We start from the raw sequence: 15,592 nt of genomic DNA on the forward strand, positions 1-15,592 counted from the left end.
CCACGCCCTCTTTGTTCGGAGTCCTGCCATGACCGCCCTGCTCTCCCACCGCGCTTCCCATCGTCTGCTGTGCCTGTCGCTTGCCATGGCGCTGGCCCCCTTGGCCCACGCGCAGGACGCCGCCGACGCCTTCAAGCTCAAGCTCGGCTACACCGGCGAAGCCGCTTCGATGATCGATGGCGGCCGCAAGAGCGGCGACGCCTACGCCGGCCAGCTGATGGTCGGCACCGACGTGGACATGGACCGCCTGTTCGGCTGGAACGGCGCCACCGTCAAGTTGTACGTCACCAACCGCCACGGCACCAACCTGTCCAACAGCAGCATCGGCAACAGCACCTCTGTGCAGGAAATCTACGGCGGCCAGGGCACGCGCCTAGCCAACTTCACCCTGCTGCAAAAACTCTTCAACGACCGCCTGGAACTGGAAGCCGGCCGCAGCGTGGCCAACATCCACTTCCTCGGCTCGGACCTGTGCCAGTACTTCCAGGGCAACTCCGCGTGCGGCAACCCCACCTTCGTGTTCCGCACCAGCAACTTCACCTACTGGCCGGTCTCCAGCTGGGCCGCGCATGCCACCGCCTGGGTCACGCCCAAGGTCTATGTGCATGTGGGCGCGTATGAAGTGAACCCCGTGCAGGCACAAGACGGCCAGCACGGCCTGAAGTGGAGCACCGACGACACCACCGGCGTGGTGGTGCCTTACGCCATCGGCTACAAGAACAAGGGCGGCGACGGCACGCTGGCGGCGATGTACGAACTCGGCGGCTGGCAGGACAACTCCGACTACACCGACCCGCTGCGCGACCGCAACGGCAACCCCGCCGTCCTCAGCGGCTTGGGCTATGACAACAAGCAAGGCCGCTCGGGCCTGTTCGGCCGCTTCGAGCAGCAGGTCACCAACCCGGACCCGTCCGGCAACCAGGGGCTGACGGTCTTCGCCGCCATCCTCAAGAGCACCAGCGGCCAGGCGATCGAAGACCACTTCGTGCAACTGGGCCTGGTGCAGAAAGGCACCTTCGCCAGCCGCCCGCAGGACAACATTGCGTTTGTGATCACCCAACAGAAGTACAGCGACGACGCCATCGAAAACCTGCGCCTGGCGCGCGCTTCCGCCGGCGGCACCGGCACCCCGGCCGACAACCAGATCATGATGGAGCTGAGCTACGGCATCCAGGTCACCAAGCGCCTGCGCATCGCCCCCAACCTGCATTACGTGATCAACCCGGACCAGTTCAACGAACCCACGCGCACCAATGATCTGAAGAATGCGTTGATCGCCGGCATGCGGGTTGATTGGAATCTGTGAGCCGTAGAGACGCTGTGCGCGTTGCGCGCATGCTTGTCGAGCACTATTGCCTGAAGTGAGTGGCGGGTGCGTTGCATCTGACTTCAGTGCAACGCATTGCGTCGACTCGGTTGACTTGGTCATTTTCCGGATGTGGCCGACGAGTTGGATGAGCCGCGTCAGTGCGCAATCGCACGGAATGAGGCGTTATCGGCCCACCTGGTCGCGCAAGCCAGTCACTGGACACGCAGGATCACGCGACAGCGGATGCCGAAGCTGCAATGACCCACCACTGCCTAACGCCAGAATTAAGCCGCGCCGCGACGCGAGTTCGGCTTGAATGAATTGTTATGCGCCCGCTTGACGGGCACCATGACCTTTGCGACAGGCATGCTTAGCACTTGAAGTAGACAACTGCTGACAAGCGGTCTTTGTAGGCCTTTGCCAGGCTACGAAATCTCTTTGGCCAACTTTCATCAATTTCAGTTGAAGTGTATGTCGAGCCAGACTGATGCCATTCGCCATCTGGCGCTACAAACACGTACGGCTCATCATTGAACAGGAGAGCGGCAACTGGAACGATAACGAGGTTGCTGCCAGAAAGAGCCTGCGGAAAGTCAATTGCAAGATATCCCACGCGGGAGTACCACCCTTTATCAACGACAGAATAGAAGGCGAGAGGAAAGCATTCATCCTGCTCGGGTTGATGCGGCGCCAAGATCGAATGAACGAAGTTAACTACTGCCACTTCGTCTGCGGGATCAATGGCGCCGGGTAACACAACATTGCCGTGGAAGTGTCCCAAAGCTGCGCGTTCCTCAAAGGGGGCCTAGCGCTCGCGGAGTGCGAGGCACGGAGGGTATCCACAAGCAGAGCGTGTGGACGTCGGGTTGACCAACCAGTTAGGCTTAGGGGTTGAAGCACTGATTTACTGGCATGTTTAATTTAAATGCCCTTGAAGAGTGTTGTGATCAATGTTGCCGTTGTTTGTTAGATATGCGAAGTCAGGTGCTAAGAATGCGCGCTGAACTTGACCTTCGCCAAATAAAAGAGCTGTGATTCTCCGTGTATCTCGCGTTGGCTCTGCAATATATGGCACAAAAAGAACGTCATCATCGAATTTATATGCAGAGTATGGAACTCGTGTTTTTGAGAGATATATGTCAACTTTAGTCAAGTCCGTTTTATTGAGCGCCTTCAGCAGTTCTTTCAGTGCATCCTTGAGTTTAGTTGAGCGCGTTCCTGGTTTTTCATTGAATTCGGCATCGAATCTGCCCATCAATTCATCTTCTCGAAAATCAGAAAGAACCAATTTAAGACGCACGCCATCTTTGGAAAGGAAGTCACGCAAAATTGCCAATCGATCCACCAAAAGCGGGCGTGCCGAAATGGCCACTATGGTGATTGTCTTTGAATTTCCAAACAATTTCGCCCATGGCACCTCATCGAATTTCCAGCAATCCGTTAGGCCTGATATTAGAGTGGATTCTTTAAGGTGAAGGCGTTCGCTAACGGAATCAATGGCTTCTTTCCATATTTTTGTTCTCAATAGAAAATCGAGGGCACCGACCGTCAGAAGAAGCGAACCGACTTCACGAAATGGGCCGGCGGTTTTATTCCAAGGTTCTGCCAAGTTCTGCACCCAACTTGCAAGCAGGAAAATTATTAGTGATAAAACTGAAAACACCAATGCCACAACTAAAATCGCCAAACCCGATCCGCTGGTGAGAAAGTCATGCAGAGATTTTTTGGTAGTAAGCATATATGTGTCCAGTTTTATTTGGTGGCGTACCTTGTGGCTAGCTTATTGACAAGGTTAGTTCGCTAATAGCTTAACGCCTGAATGAATTGTTAGGCCACCACCCGGAGTGCATGAATTGATCGACTATGACCTTTGCCCGCTGAGTGTACTCGCTGTATGTCTGCCCCAAATTGGCCCTAATGATGTCGTAGTTGCCTTCTGGTAGTTGTACGAAGGTCATGCGATAGAACTCGCGTGACTGATCCACGATTGAGTCAAGAAGGGATATGTTGCGCCTAATCTCAAGAAGACTTGTCTGATGGCGCGCATCAAACGTCTGGAGTGCGGAGACTCTATAATCCAGTAGCGGAACTGCGTACTTCTGCAAAAGAGTCGCTTTTGCGTCGGCAGTTTGCGACGCGCCAGCAATCTGGTCATCGGGAAACGCCAGAAGCTGATTTGTCATGGCGAGAAACTTTGCAGATCTCTCATTGCCAGGGTCCGCCTCTAGCTTGCCTTTTTGCCAGTTAAGAAACGCTCTGTCGATTTGACCAGCTAAGCCACTTGTTCGGAAGCAAGCGGCAAGAATTATGGATGAGAACTCCCTAAGTTCATTTTCTATTGCCTCGCGACCAAGAGCTGTTTCTCTCTTTGACTTTATGGCATCTACAATTGCGGGACTGAGCGTGCCGAGCAACCAGCCGAGAAGCAACATTAGCACAGAATTTAGTTGGTCTTCCATGATATCTCCTAGCGGCCTAACACCTGAATTAAGCTGAGCCGCGAAGCGGCTTCGGCTTGAATGAACTGTTAGCTGCGTGCCGGATTGACGGCAAACAGCAATTGAGAAACCTCGCTGTGAAGGAATTCTTTGTCCTTGATGCCAAGTGACTTTCGAATTTCCATGCAAAAGCGGGTGAAAGCCAGAATCTCTTGCTCTGTCTCAAGCGTGGCGCCAGTTGCCCAAAACGTGGCTAGACGCCTCACGACATGCTCCTCACCGAAGATGCAGATGCGGGCCTTTGCATGAGTTAACCGAGCTAGCTGCTCAATCTCTCGCTGCTTATTTCCCACACGCTGAGCAGCAACAAGTTCCGAGACGGCCTCAAGAAAGTCAATGTACGCAGCATTCCGTGACTCAAGGAGGTGCTTCTCCTGATGTGACTGGCGTGCGAAGTGATTCTGCAGGAGCGCGCCAACCACTACGCCGAAGATGGAAAGCAGTGCCGTTATTGCGGTCGCCAAATTCTTCTCCTTAGCTGCTAAAGCCTCAGTTAAGCCGGCTCGCTGCGCGGCCACGGCTGAGTGACAATCTTACGGCGCTCTGCCAAGGCTGCGAAGCGGGCTCGGCTTGAATAAATTGTTAGATTTGCTGCCAAGGATCAAGGAGCTCGCTGTGCGTGAGTGAGATTTCAAGGTCTGATGCTCTCGAGGCGCCGATGGGCAGTCTTTGAGGCATATACATTGCGACAAAGCACTTCGGGAAGTTCGTTACAGGTGGAGCGAGCTTGTGAAAGTTGTAGATGTCGAAGCAAGCGATGCAGAAATCCCCACCATTGTCGAAGCGTTCCCAAGTGCACGCGTATTTGAATTTGTCATTGTAGGCGCGCACAACGTCAGCCGACTTTGAGAGTAGAGTTTTTCGAATGATCCCAGAGAACGTAAACGTCTGCTCAAGCGGAAGAATGGGAGTTTTTCTCTCCAGCTCGGCTTCCGGCAGTGGAATGTGGAATTTGCTCTGGGTGCTGACAGGAAGAAACTCTTTGTATAGAAGAGCATGCATTCCGCGAACAATGCGAGCAGCCATTGGTGCAAGAGGAAGATTTGATACAGATGCCGCTTGGCTGTTCCCGAAGCTGACAAACTCGGTTTCAAAGCGCGAGGTAAAAGCTTGGTCTTGGCTTTTCTTTCTTGTGTGAAGCGCGTCTGTGATTATCCCGACAAGTTCGTCAGCCTCCTTCCAACTGTTGTTACAGCTTTCGTGCGTAGGAAGAATGATGGGGTAATTCTCGCGGTCGCTGGGGGCGAAGAAGCCTTTCGGCGGGCAATGATCTCGATTGAATGAGCTTGAGTCGTCTAACAGTTGTCCGCACAAATAGCAGAAATCTGGGGTTCCATGGCTCCTGAGCTGCTTTTGCGATGAAATTTCCAAGCAAACCTAACGCCAGGGCTAAGCCGCGGACCTGCCGGAGGCGGGGCTATCGGCTTGAGCCCTTTGTTGGGCATCAGCTACATACGCCTGCATTTCGTTCAGCTGATCCATGAACTGAATGAAGTGCTCCTCCGATATGGTGAGCAGAGAGCCTACCGATAGTTGCCAAGGCAGAACTTTCAGTGGCTTAACTCCAACAACTGATTTGTTGTGCACAATCCAGTTACGAACATGCCGGATATCTCCCATGAGATCGGCTCTAATAGCCGAAGCATCTACTCCCATTTCTTTTGCTAAGCGATGTCTATAAAGCTCATCCCACTCTGAGTAGAGCGATACAATGAGCGACTTGGCGAGTGTGTCTGTGAATAGTCCACCCTTGCTTGAGAAATCAACCAAATCCTTCATCTTGATTCGGGCTTGGTGCTTTCCTTGCTCAGGGGCGGTGTTGCCTACATACATGGCTTGATTGGCCGCACCCGTCAGGTGTGGCCGCAGGCGTTCTGCTGTGCTGCTCAGCCCATCCGCAGCGAACACGAAGCACATGTACAGCTCATGGCCTCGCGCTTGAAATTCTGCAAGTACTTGACTCGTCTTCATGACGCCCAACGCCTGAATTAAGCCGAGTTGCGAAGCAACTTCGGCTTGAATGAGTTGTTAGGCAGTGAGTGGCCGCAAAGGTTGGATGGTGCAACCATGCTCCCCAGCACTGCCGCCTGGGTCGAGTGTGCCACAGGTTGTGGGATGGAGCTTGCCCAGCGATGCAGTAGCGTGTGATGCCACCGAAGCCAAGTGCAACAGGCGCAGCGCGAGAACGACGTGGCAGGGCGAAGTGCCGAACTTACCGCAGCTCACAACGGTGATGACTGCCGTCTGGAGCCGACTGCATGCACGCCTGCGGGCTCACCGAAGCGGCCGCCACCAACGCATTTGCTCCACCACGGCCTAACGTTTGACATGAGAGACGCTTGGAGGCCGTAGGCCGGAAAGCGTCCTCTCAATGAAAGGGTTAGGCGGCAGGCTAGAAGGTGACATAGATGCCTCGGCCTGAATCGACGGCTTCGCTTAGGCCCTGTTTGAGCCTCTCTGCTGCCGTGCCGCTTGAGTTCCGCAACGCCCGTAGTGAATCGGCTGCGACTCGCTCGCTTTGAAAGTAGCTGCCCATTCTTCCCGGATCAAAACTCTCAAACGCTGAGCCGAGCAACGCAGCCCGTTCAGCCTCTGGCATTTCCCTCGACAGTGCTTCCCACTCTTCCCCGATCCCGAAGTCGGCTGATGGTTGGTAGTAGCGGGTTAAAGCGAAATCGGCCAGTTCTTGCACATCTCCAGCTTCCAGCATGGAGCGCCAGTCTTCTGTGACTGGCTCGCCTTCGTATGGGTCTCGCACTGAGTCGATGTGAGCTTCAATGAAATCTTCTAAGGGCCTCGCGTCCTCTAGCTGAAGCGCCTGCTTAAGTTTGGGCGCCAGCTCACGCTCGAATGCGGCCCAGTCAAAGGAGAAGGCTTTGTGCGAAAAGCTCATTTCGGGATTTCCTGCCGTCTAACGCTTGAGTTAAGCCGGGTTGCGAAGCAACTTCGGCTTGAATGAGTTGTTAGGTTGATGGCCCGGCACCACGCTCGACCCGCCACATGGCGCTAGCCGGAAGGCGCTTAAGTGGACACGCGTTACTGGTTCCGGGCCCACCCGAGCAGTAGTCACACACGTATGTCCCTGGAATGTCCTTGTTTGGCGTCATTACTACCTGTCCACACTGAGCGAACATCAGAACAATCTCTCCGCCAGGCTTGAACGTGCAAGTGTCCGCGGCGATAGCCACAGAAGTTGTGGCCGTGGAATTATATTTCAGCTCGCATTTCCCAGCAGCTACTTCCGTCATTACGAGGTCTGGAAGTGTTTCACCGGAACCGGAAGGCTCTGGAGCACACGAGCATGATGTAGTCGCTAGAACTATCAGCAAGAAGACTGAAAGCCTCATTGTGTATCTCCATCAACCTGACGCCTGAATTAAGCCGACCCGCGAAGCGGGTTCGGCTTGAATGAGTTGTTGGGCATGCGCACGGGAGCTCCGCCGCTACCAGTCATAAGCCAAAGAACATTTTCCGATCTGCAGACTGATGCAGGTCGTGCCGAACGATATGGTAGTTCTTGGCCTCAACTGCTTCAGACTTGAGCTTGAAGGGAAGTTCATCGATACATATCTCTGCCACAAGTGCGCTGAAGTCCTTTGCGTAACAGTCCTTCAAGACCTTTAAGTTCGTTGAAGGAAAGCTGTCCTTGAACTCTTTGTTGTACTCAGGATAAAAGTACCTTATTAATGAAGCCTCATAAAGTGTTGTGCGCTCCGCTTCGTTTGTATTGTATAGCTTGTCCAGCCCAGCTTTCACTCTAGTTCCGTCTTCGTCTTTGTTTTTTGCGAAGGGATTAAACACTGTAAACAACTGATTGTTAGGTTGAACCGAGAGCAGCAAAACGGTCAGGCGGTACCCGTCGGGTATGCCGAGGAGTGAGATGCGTTGAAGTGTTTCGTGCTTTAAAAGCCGGTCTAGTGCATTCCTTGAACCTTCCTGTCCATACGCTTGACCAATGTACTTGACGTTGAAGTCGATTTTCCCCGTTTCTCTGCACAGGCGCTGCTGCACCTCGTCTGGGTTAAGCCAGTAGGCATTGCCGCCTTGGTCTTCAAGATAGTAGCGATCATCATCTTCCTTCAGCACATACCCGACCGGCACTGGATAAGTCAGCGTGTGCTCGCTTCCGAGCACTGAGTGGGTCAAATGAATGCCGCCCTCGTCTTGACGCGCATTTTCTAGTGTTATGCGAGGCACGAATCCAATGAGGTAGATATGGCACGACTCAATAACCGACATGAGCGGAGCTAAGGCCTCTTTGTCGTAGATGCCTTCAGCCGGGAGAGTGCAGTACCCGAGCGCGTACATCCCCAATGCGTGCTCAACATCGAACATGCGCTCTTGCAGATCCTTCTGAAGTTGTGCGCGCTTCTCCTCCTGACTGTTCATTGGATTTTCCTTGGCTCGCGGAAGAGTTTAAGTTGCATGCGTAACGCTTGAATTAAGCCGAGTTGCGAAGCAACTTCGGCTTGAATGAGTTGTTAGGCAGTGAGTGGCCGCAAAGGTTGGATGTTGCAACCATGCTCCCCAGCACTGCCGCCTGGACAGAGTTTGCCACAGGTTGTGGGATGGAGCGTGCCCGTCGATGCAGTGGCGCGTGATGCCACCGAACCCAAGGACGCTGAGCGCAGCGCAGTAATAACGTGCGAGGGCGAAACACCGAACTTACAGGCACCACCAACAGTGATGAGCGATCCCCGGAGCCGACCGCGTGCACGTCAGCCAACTCACCGAAGCTGCACCCACCAACGCGTTTGCTCCACCACAGCCTAACGCCTGAATTAAGCCGAGTTGCGAAGTAACTTCGGCTTGAATGAGTTGTTAGGAAGTGAGTGGCCGCAAAAGTTGGATGTTGCAACCCTGCTCCCCAGCACTGCCGCCTGGACGGAGTGTGTCACAGGTTGTGGGATGGAGCTTGCCCAGCGATGCAGCGACGCGGGATGCCACCGAAGCCAAATGCAACGGGCGCAGCGCGAGAACGACGTGCCAGGGCGAAGCACCGAACTTACCGCAACCAGCGACGGTGATGACGACTTCCGGAGCCGACCGCGTGCACGCCTGCGAGCTCACCGAAGCGGCAACCACCAATGCGTTTGCTCCACCACTGCCTAACGCCAGAATTAAGCCGAGCCGCGAAGCGGCTCGGCTTGAATGATTTGTTAGCCGCTTGCGACGACAATTGGAGCCCGGCCAGGCCAGAAATTGTTGAGGCCTTTCCACCACCGGAGGCTCTCGGGGCCTAGGTGGATAGCAAATGTCTCCGGATCGGCTCCCGCGTTGCCCCAGACATTTTGAACGGCCTCCAGAATGCCGACAGTAGCGAACTCTTGGACCCAAGGGGAACCGTTAACATGTAGTTGCTCAATTGCGGCAGCCAAGGCGGGGAACGTCGATGAGTCGCCAGCCCTATGCAGCACAAGCAAGTGATCGGCCAGCTCTCCAGCAGCGACATACAAGACGTCGTTGCCGTACTCGAGCAAGTGTGCCTCCCAAGCGGAACGAAAGGAAGGGCAGGCCTCAACGATGTGGAGCATGACTTGAGATTGCTCGATCATGTTCGATGCGGCTAACGCCAGAATTAAGCCGCGCTGCAAAGCAGCGTCGGCTTGAATGAATTGTTAGGCCGATCACGCACTGAACGCAAGAGAAAGAACAGGGGCAGTGCCGGCCTCGACGCAACGCCAGTTGACTAATGCAGCACACTCAGTGAGTGCAGCAAACAGCTCTGGGCAACGAGCCTTGAAGTCAGCAGCATTATCTATGACGAGGGTAAGTGTTAGCCCTGGCTGGACATGAATGCTTGTCATGCCCGCATCAGGGTCGTCCAGGTAGGAAAGACAGTCTATCCAAGCATTCATGTTGCGTCCGTAGAAGGCTGGGAATCCCATGGCTGCCGCAAACACGGAATGGAACGAATCGGCGTCCACTATATTACTGGCATCAATGCGCAACATTTTTTCCTGAGCCGCCTAACGCCCGAATTAAGCCGACCCGCGAAGCGGGTTCGGCTTGAATGAATTGTTGGACCGCACCGCGCCTATCAATGCAAGAGCCGTTACTCCGACAGCTAGCCAGAAGCCACCTTTCACGGCACCCCATAATTGCACGCTGGCGAAATACAAGCCCACACAAAACCCGATCGATGCAAAGAAACCTAACCATGCGCGACGACGGAGTAATAGCACTGCAACGGCTCCGACAGCGCAGGTCGCGGCCCAGAGCAGCTTTGCCCAACCGGAAATCCCCCACATGGCTAGGAATTCAGGCTTTGCCGGAAAGAACTTGAAGAGCAGATCGAGTGTAACCAGCAGGTGCATGGCAACCACGGCCGCCAGAAACCGCGCGGCGAATCGACTTGCGAAGGGCGTCTTGGCTTGCATATCTCTCCTGTGCGGTCTAACTACTATTGGACCGCCGCAATGCGGTGTTGCATGGAGTATGTTCGATCGCTGGTACCTTGTGAATGGGGGAAATCCTAGCCGCGATCATGAGGTAGCACGACGGAGAGCGGCCTCGACCATGCAGATGCTTGGAGTGTTATCCAGCAAGAACGCAGGCGTATGAAATACCCCCAAAACAATGGTGTAACAGCACGTCCGCCGACGCGGTTGCTCGATCAAGTGCGCGGCCGCTTGCGCGTTCGGCACTACAACCTGCGCACCGACAGGCGGATCTCGGTTGGATACGGCGCTTCATCCTGGCCAGTGGCTCTACCGCAACGTATTGCGTATCGATCGGCATCACGCACGCGACGAAATCCCTAATCCCTAATGTTCACGATCTCGAGTAGTGGCCTCACAGTGCACAACCGCGCACGCACGACGTCCACCGCCAGAAACGAAAAAACCGCGCAATGCGCGGTTTTTTCGTCACACTTTTTGCCGACCGATCAAGGACGACGCGCCAGCGCTTCCACGTCCTTGGCCTTGGGCAGCAGATCCTGCTTGGTCACCGCAAACGGTCCGATGCTCAGCATCGGTACGGCCACGATCACCGAGGAGATCACCACGATCACCGCACCGATCATGTGCGTCTCGGCCAGGCCTTCCATCGACTCGCCGCCGTAGATGTACAGCGCCAATGCCGACAGGAAGAACATCACCGCGGTGATGATCGTGCGCGACAGCGTCTGGTTGATCGAACGGTTGAGCACTTCCAGCGGCTCCACCCGCAGCGCGCGGAAGTTTTCGCGCACGCGGTCGAACACCACGATGATGTCGTTGATCGCAAAGCCCATCACCGACAACAAGCCGGCCAGCACGGTCAGATCGAACTCGCGACCGGTCAGCGACACGAAGGCCACCGTCACCAGCAAGTCGAACAAGGCCGTCAGGCTGGCCACCACCGCAAACTTCCACTCGAAGCGGAAGGCGATGTAGATCAAAAAGCCCACCAGCATGAACACCGTGGCGTACACGCCGTTCAAGGCCAGGTCCTTGCCGACCTGCGGGCCGACGAACTCGCCGGGCTGCACGGTCGCCGGGTTCTGCTCGGTGCTGACAGCCTTGCGCACCTCTTCGGCGACGGTGCGCGCGGCATCGTCGCGGTTGTTGTGCTGCTCGCGCGCCTGCAGACGGATCATCACCTCGTTGCCGCCGCGGGCGTTTTGCACCTGGGCGTTCTCGAAGCCGGCCCTGGACAGCTGCTCGCGCACCTGGTCCACGTCCACCGTTTTCTGGAAGCTGGTCTGCACCAGCGTGCCGCCGGTGAATTCCAGCGCGTAGTTGAAGCCCTTGCCGACGATGATGCCGACCGAAGCGACCGCCAGGATCAGCATCAGGATCAGCACCGGCTTGCGCGGGCGCATGAAGTCGATCTTGGTGTCGTTGGGGATGAGATGGAGCGGGAACAATTTCATGGAAAAGATCTTCCGTTTAGACGTTGCGCACCATCGGGACGCGCTACGCTTGCGAAGGGATTCATCCCTCGCCCCCTACAGCGCGGCTGCACGGGTCGAGGCGGACTCGCATCTCAAATAGCGACGGTCTTCAGCTTCTTGCGGCTGCCATAGATCAGCACCGCCAGCGCACGCGACACGGTGATCGCGGTGAACATCGAGGCGAAAATACCGATCATCATGGTCAGCGCGAAGCCCTTCAACGGGCCGGTGCCGAACGCATACAGGGCCACCGCCACGATCAAACCGGTGAGGTTGGCGTCCAGGATGGTGCCGCCGGCCTTTTCGTAGCCGGCCGCAATCGCCGATTTGGCCGGCACGCCCAGCCGCAACTCTTCACGGATACGCTCGTTGATCAGCACGTTGGCGTCCACCGAGAGACCGACCGACAGGGCCAAGCCGGCAAAACCCGGCAGCGTCATGGTGGCGCCGAACAGCGACATCACCGCCACCACGATCAGCAGGTTGAACAGCAGCGCCACCGAGGTGATCGCACCGAACACGCGGTAGTAGATGGTGAAGAAGACAAGCGTGAACAGGAACGAGTACACCACCGCGGTGACGCCGCGCTCCACGTTCTCCGCGCCCAGGCTCGGGCCGATCACGTATTCCTCGACGAAATCCATCGGCGCGGCCAGCGAGCCGGACTTCAGCAGCTTGGCCAGGTTTTCGGCCTCGGTCTTCTCCAGACCGGTGGTCTGGAAGTTCTTGCCGAACACGCCGGCAATGCGGGTCGGCGACAAGGCTTCTTCCTTGACCCGAACGCTGCGCACTTCCTTGCCGTCGACCATGGTCACGGTGGGGATGCGCTCGATGTAGACCACCGACATCAGCTTGCCGACGTTGGCGCTGGTGTAGTCGAGCATGCGCTGGCCGGCGACATTGTTGAGCGTCACCGACACGGCCGGCATGCCGTTCTGGTCGTTGCTGACGCTGGCGCTGACCATCTGGTCGCCGGTCACCAGCGCACGCTTGTTGAGCAACACCGGCGCGCCGGTATCACGCACGCGGTAGACCTTGGCTTCCGGCGGGATGCTGCCGCTGCGCACCGCGTCTTCGGCATTGCCTTCGACCACGGCGCGGAATTCCAGCGAGGCGGTGGCGCCGATCAGGCGCTTGGCCTCGGCGGTGTCCTGCAGGCCGGGCAATTCGACCACGATGCGGTCTTCGCCCTGGCGCTGGATGGTCGGCTCGGACACGCCCAGCGCGTTGACGCGATTGCGCAAGGTGGTGAGGTTCTGCTCGATCGCGCCACTGGCGATCTGCTTGAGCTCGGCCTCCGGCACCTTCACTGCGATGTTCTGGCCGCTGACGTCGTAGGTCAGCGTCGGCTGGGCCTTGGCCAGCGCGGTGCGCGCCGCATCGGCGCTGGCGCCCTCGCCCAGGCTGATCTGGATGCTGTTGTCGCCACGACGCTCGACCGCCCGATAGGCGATGCGTCCGTCACGCAAGGTGGTGCGGATGTCTTCGGCAAAGCCTTCGATGCGCTTTTCCACTGCGGCCTTCTGGTCGACCTGCATGGCGAAGTGCACGCCGCCGACCAGGTCCAGGCCCAGCACCATCGGCTTGCCGCCCAGCTTGGCCAGCCATTCCGGCACCGTGGACGCCAGATTCAGCGCCACCGTGTAGTTCTCGCCCAGCTGCTGACGCAGCACATCGTTGGCGCGGGTCTGCGCCTGCAACGAAGGCAGGCGCACCATCAGGCTGTCGCCTTCCTTGGTGACGGCCTTGGGCGTGATACCCGCGGCCTTGAGCTCGCCGTCGATACGGCTGCGCAATGCGTCGTCGAGCTGCGCACCGCGGCTGGCGGTGATCTGCACGGACGGGTCTTTCTGGTAGATGTTGGGCAACGCGTACAGCGCGCTGACCGCCAGCACCAGCAGGATCAGGAAGTACTTCCAGCGAGGAAATTCGAGCATTGCGACAGTCCCGCACAGCACCATCCCGGCGCCGCGCCTAGCAGTGAGAACGACTTCAAGCGGCCGATGCAGCGTCGCGAGCGGTCATCCGGTGGATACGGGCAGTGCGCGGAGCAAAAGCGCCCAGGGGCGCGTTCCGACTCCGTGCACCGACTGCGCCCGCCTCACGGTGCGCGCAGCTGTGGTGTTGCAGGTGTTCACTTACAGCGACGTCTTGAGCAGCCCCAAGCACGCATCGGCAGCGCGACGACAGCGGAGTGTACGAGCGGCCCCTGCCGTTTTCGAGCACCTGCCGGCAGCGCCAGACGGTGCCCGATGCCGATCGCGCGACTCAGCTGGCGGACTTCAGCGTGCCCTTCGGCAGCACATGGCCCACGGCGCTCTTCTGCACGCGGATGCGCACGTTGTCGGCCACTTCCACGCTGATGAAGTTGTCGCCGATGTCGGTGATCACGCCGGCCACGCCGCCGGACGTAATGACTTCATCGCCGCGCGCCAGCTTGTCCAGCAGCGACTTGTGCTCCTTCTGGCGCTTCATCTGCGGGCGGATCATCAAGAAGTACATGACCGCGATCAGGATGATCGGCAGCGCGAAGGTGGACAGGCTTCCCATCGGGCCCGGGGCCGGTGCGCCGCCAGTGGCCTGCGCTTGCGCGACGGGGATCAGGAAATCGAGCAAATTCATTCAATGCATCCTAGTTTGGTGCCAGCGCGCCCCACGGGCCCACTCGCTATTCAGGTACCGCCAGGGCGGAACAGCCGGGAATTATGCCACGCGGGTTCCAGCCCGTCCGCGCCGGGGCGCGGGCGGCAGGGCTCAGCTGGTTTCCCCCGGCAACGGCGGCGTGGTGGCGCCGCGTGCCGCATAGAAGGACCGCCGGAACTGCACAAAGGTTCCCGCCGCGATCGCCGCACGCATGTCGGCCATCAGTTTTTCGTAGTACCAGAGGTTGTGCAGGGTGCCCAGCATCGGTGCCAGCATCTCGTTGCAGCGGTCCAGGTGGCGCAGATACGAACGCGTGTAGCCGCTGCTGCAGGCATGGCAGCCGCAGCCCGGCTCGATGGTGTCCAGATCGCGCTCGTACTTGGCATTGCGGATGCGCACGGTGCCGAACGAGGTGAAATAGTGGCCGTTGCGTGCGTTGCGGGTGGGCATCACGCAGTCGAACATGTCCACGCCACGCGCCACGCCTTCCACCAGGTCCTCGGGCCGGCCCACGCCCATCAGGTAGCGCGGGCGCTCGGCCGGCAAGCGCGGGTGCAGGTGTTCGAGCATGGCGTTGCGCTCATGCTCCGGCTCGCCCACCGCCAGCCCGCCGATGGCGTAGCCATCGAAGCCGATCGCGTGCAGGCCCTCCAGCGAGCGGGTGCGCAGGTCCGGATGCACCCCGCCCTGCACGATGCCGAACAGCGCCGCGTCGTTCCCCAACCCGTCGTGCGCATCGCGCGAGCGCTGCGCCCAGCGCAGGCTCAGTTCCATCGAGCGCCGCGCCACCTCTTCGGTGGCCGGGTACGGCGTGCACTCGTCGAAGATCATCACGATGTCCGAATCGAGCACCTTCTGGATCTGCATGCTCTCTTCCGGGCCCAGGAAGACGCGCGCGCCATCGGTGGGCGAGGCGAAAGTCACGCCCTGCTCGGTGATCTTGCGGCGATGCGCCAGCGAAAATACCTGGAAGCCGCCGGAATCGGTAAGGATCGGCCCGTCCCAGCGCGCAAATCCGTGCAACCCGCCGTGGTCGCCGATGACATCCAGGCCCGGGCGCAGGTACAGGTGGAAGGTATTGCCCAGGATGATCTCCGCCCCCAGCGCGCGGATCTGCTCGGGCAGGATGCCCTTGACCGAGCCATAGGTGCCCACCGGCATGAACGCCGGCGTCTCCACCGTGCCGCGCGGAAAGGTCAACCGGCCACGGCGCGCGTGGCCGTCGGTGGCTTGGAGCTGGAACTGGAGTCGGGACATTGAGGG

Annotated in this window: 16 protein-coding genes; 1 reads left to right on the top strand and 15 read right to left on the bottom strand. The window is 58.0% G+C overall.

The annotated features are described in order from the left end of the window. The first annotated feature begins 28 nt into the window (after positions 1–28). The gene (locus BJD12_RS03495; protein WP_005993425.1) at positions 29–1,306 is read left to right on the top strand and encodes a carbohydrate porin; all 1,278 of its coding nucleotides are present in this window, start codon (positions 29–31) and stop codon (positions 1,304–1,306) included. 373 nt (positions 1,307–1,679) lie between these two features. Here BJD12_RS03495 and BJD12_RS24055 read toward each other — a convergent pair whose 3' ends face one another. From BJD12_RS24055 to tgt, 15 genes are all read right to left on the bottom strand, one after another. Then, the gene (locus BJD12_RS24055; RefSeq protein WP_155616218.1) at positions 1,680–2,090 is read right to left on the bottom strand and encodes a hypothetical protein; all 411 of its coding nucleotides are present in this window, start codon (positions 2,088–2,090) and stop codon (positions 1,680–1,682) included. Positions 2,091–2,225: 135 nt separating this feature from the next. After that, positions 2,226–3,047 (bottom strand): hypothetical protein, encoded by an 822-nt coding sequence (locus BJD12_RS24060; protein ID WP_126936614.1) that lies wholly within the window; start codon positions 3,045–3,047, stop codon positions 2,226–2,228. 70 nt (positions 3,048–3,117) lie between these two features. Further along, positions 3,118–3,768 carry a hypothetical protein gene (locus BJD12_RS03505; RefSeq protein WP_005993421.1) on the bottom strand — a complete coding sequence of 217 codons (651 nt, stop codon included), beginning with the start codon at positions 3,766–3,768 and terminating at the stop codon, positions 3,118–3,120. Positions 3,769–3,836: 68 nt separating this feature from the next. Next, positions 3,837–4,271: a hypothetical protein gene (locus BJD12_RS03510; protein ID WP_074059499.1), complete on the bottom strand. Its 435-nt coding sequence runs from the start codon at positions 4,269–4,271 to the stop codon at positions 3,837–3,839. Between the two features lie 118 nt (positions 4,272–4,389). Next, positions 4,390–5,178 carry a hypothetical protein gene (locus BJD12_RS24065; RefSeq protein ID WP_126936615.1) on the bottom strand — a complete coding sequence of 263 codons (789 nt, stop codon included), beginning with the start codon at positions 5,176–5,178 and terminating at the stop codon, positions 4,390–4,392. Between the two features lie 18 nt (positions 5,179–5,196). Continuing rightward, positions 5,197–5,778: a hypothetical protein gene (locus BJD12_RS03520; RefSeq protein WP_005993415.1), complete on the bottom strand. Its 582-nt coding sequence runs from the start codon at positions 5,776–5,778 to the stop codon at positions 5,197–5,199. A gap of 421 nt (positions 5,779–6,199) precedes the next feature. Next, positions 6,200–6,700 (bottom strand): hypothetical protein, encoded by a 501-nt coding sequence (locus tag BJD12_RS03530; protein ID WP_005992360.1) that lies wholly within the window; start codon positions 6,698–6,700, stop codon positions 6,200–6,202. A gap of 557 nt (positions 6,701–7,257) precedes the next feature. After that, on the bottom strand, positions 7,258–8,196 hold the full coding sequence (locus BJD12_RS03535) for a hypothetical protein (protein ID WP_005992362.1): 939 nt from the start codon (positions 8,194–8,196) through the stop codon (positions 7,258–7,260). Positions 8,197–8,966: 770 nt separating this feature from the next. Next, positions 8,967–9,362, bottom strand: a complete 396-nt coding sequence (locus tag BJD12_RS03550) for a DUF7674 family protein (RefSeq protein ID WP_005990447.1) — start codon at positions 9,360–9,362, stop codon at positions 8,967–8,969. Between the two features lie 72 nt (positions 9,363–9,434). Next, positions 9,435–9,761 (bottom strand): barstar family protein, encoded by a 327-nt coding sequence (locus tag BJD12_RS03555; RefSeq protein ID WP_074059308.1) that lies wholly within the window; start codon positions 9,759–9,761, stop codon positions 9,435–9,437. A gap of 27 nt (positions 9,762–9,788) precedes the next feature. Then, positions 9,789–10,187: a hypothetical protein gene (locus BJD12_RS03560; protein WP_005990449.1), complete on the bottom strand. Its 399-nt coding sequence runs from the start codon at positions 10,185–10,187 to the stop codon at positions 9,789–9,791. A gap of 509 nt (positions 10,188–10,696) precedes the next feature. Continuing rightward, positions 10,697–11,665: a protein translocase subunit SecF gene (gene secF, locus BJD12_RS03570; protein ID WP_005990451.1), complete on the bottom strand. Its 969-nt coding sequence runs from the start codon at positions 11,663–11,665 to the stop codon at positions 10,697–10,699. Between the two features lie 113 nt (positions 11,666–11,778). Next, entirely contained in the window at positions 11,779–13,623 is a 1,845-nt protein-coding gene (secD, locus tag BJD12_RS03575; RefSeq protein WP_005990453.1) for a protein translocase subunit SecD, read from the bottom strand. Between the two features lie 331 nt (positions 13,624–13,954). Further along, the gene (yajC, locus tag BJD12_RS03580) at positions 13,955–14,308 is read right to left on the bottom strand and encodes a preprotein translocase subunit YajC (protein ID WP_005990455.1); all 354 of its coding nucleotides are present in this window, start codon (positions 14,306–14,308) and stop codon (positions 13,955–13,957) included. A gap of 132 nt (positions 14,309–14,440) precedes the next feature. Continuing rightward, complete coding sequence (gene tgt / locus BJD12_RS03585; protein WP_005990457.1) at positions 14,441–15,586, bottom strand: tRNA guanosine(34) transglycosylase Tgt; 1,146 nt, start codon at positions 15,584–15,586, stop codon at positions 14,441–14,443. Positions 15,587–15,592: the final 6 nt, after the last annotated feature.

The sequence above is a fragment of the Xanthomonas vesicatoria ATCC 35937 genome (assembly GCF_001908725.1).
Classification (GTDB): Bacteria; Pseudomonadota; Gammaproteobacteria; order Xanthomonadales; family Xanthomonadaceae; genus Xanthomonas; species Xanthomonas vesicatoria.

Excerpts from the sequence above, each read along its gene's own strand:
- BJD12_RS03505 (WP_005993421.1), bottom strand. The coding sequence starts at position 3,768 with ATGGAAGACCAACTAAATTCTGTGCTAATGTTGCTTCTCGGCTGGTTG.
- secF (WP_005990451.1), bottom strand. The coding sequence starts at position 11,665 with ATGAAATTGTTCCCGCTCCATCTCATCCCCAACGACACCAAGATCGAC.
- BJD12_RS03550 (WP_005990447.1), bottom strand. The coding sequence starts at position 9,362 with ATGATCGAGCAATCTCAAGTCATGCTCCACATCGTTGAGGCCTGCCCT.
- yajC (WP_005990455.1), bottom strand. The coding sequence starts at position 14,308 with ATGAATTTGCTCGATTTCCTGATCCCCGTCGCGCAAGCGCAGGCCACT.
- BJD12_RS03520 (WP_005993415.1), bottom strand. The coding sequence starts at position 5,778 with ATGAAGACGAGTCAAGTACTTGCAGAATTTCAAGCGCGAGGCCATGAG.
- BJD12_RS24060 (WP_126936614.1), bottom strand. The coding sequence starts at position 3,047 with ATGCTTACTACCAAAAAATCTCTGCATGACTTTCTCACCAGCGGATCG.
- BJD12_RS03530 (WP_005992360.1), bottom strand. The coding sequence starts at position 6,700 with ATGAGCTTTTCGCACAAAGCCTTCTCCTTTGACTGGGCCGCATTCGAG.
- secD (WP_005990453.1), bottom strand. The coding sequence starts at position 13,623 with ATGCTCGAATTTCCTCGCTGGAAGTACTTCCTGATCCTGCTGGTGCTG.
- BJD12_RS03535 (WP_005992362.1), bottom strand. The coding sequence starts at position 8,196 with ATGAACAGTCAGGAGGAGAAGCGCGCACAACTTCAGAAGGATCTGCAA.
- tgt (WP_005990457.1), bottom strand. The coding sequence starts at position 15,586 with ATGTCCCGACTCCAGTTCCAGCTCCAAGCCACCGACGGCCACGCGCGC.
- BJD12_RS03495 (WP_005993425.1), top strand. The coding sequence starts at position 29 with ATGACCGCCCTGCTCTCCCACCGCGCTTCCCATCGTCTGCTGTGCCTG.
- BJD12_RS03560 (WP_005990449.1), bottom strand. The coding sequence starts at position 10,187 with ATGCAAGCCAAGACGCCCTTCGCAAGTCGATTCGCCGCGCGGTTTCTG.
- BJD12_RS03555 (WP_074059308.1), bottom strand. The coding sequence starts at position 9,761 with ATGTTGCGCATTGATGCCAGTAATATAGTGGACGCCGATTCGTTCCAT.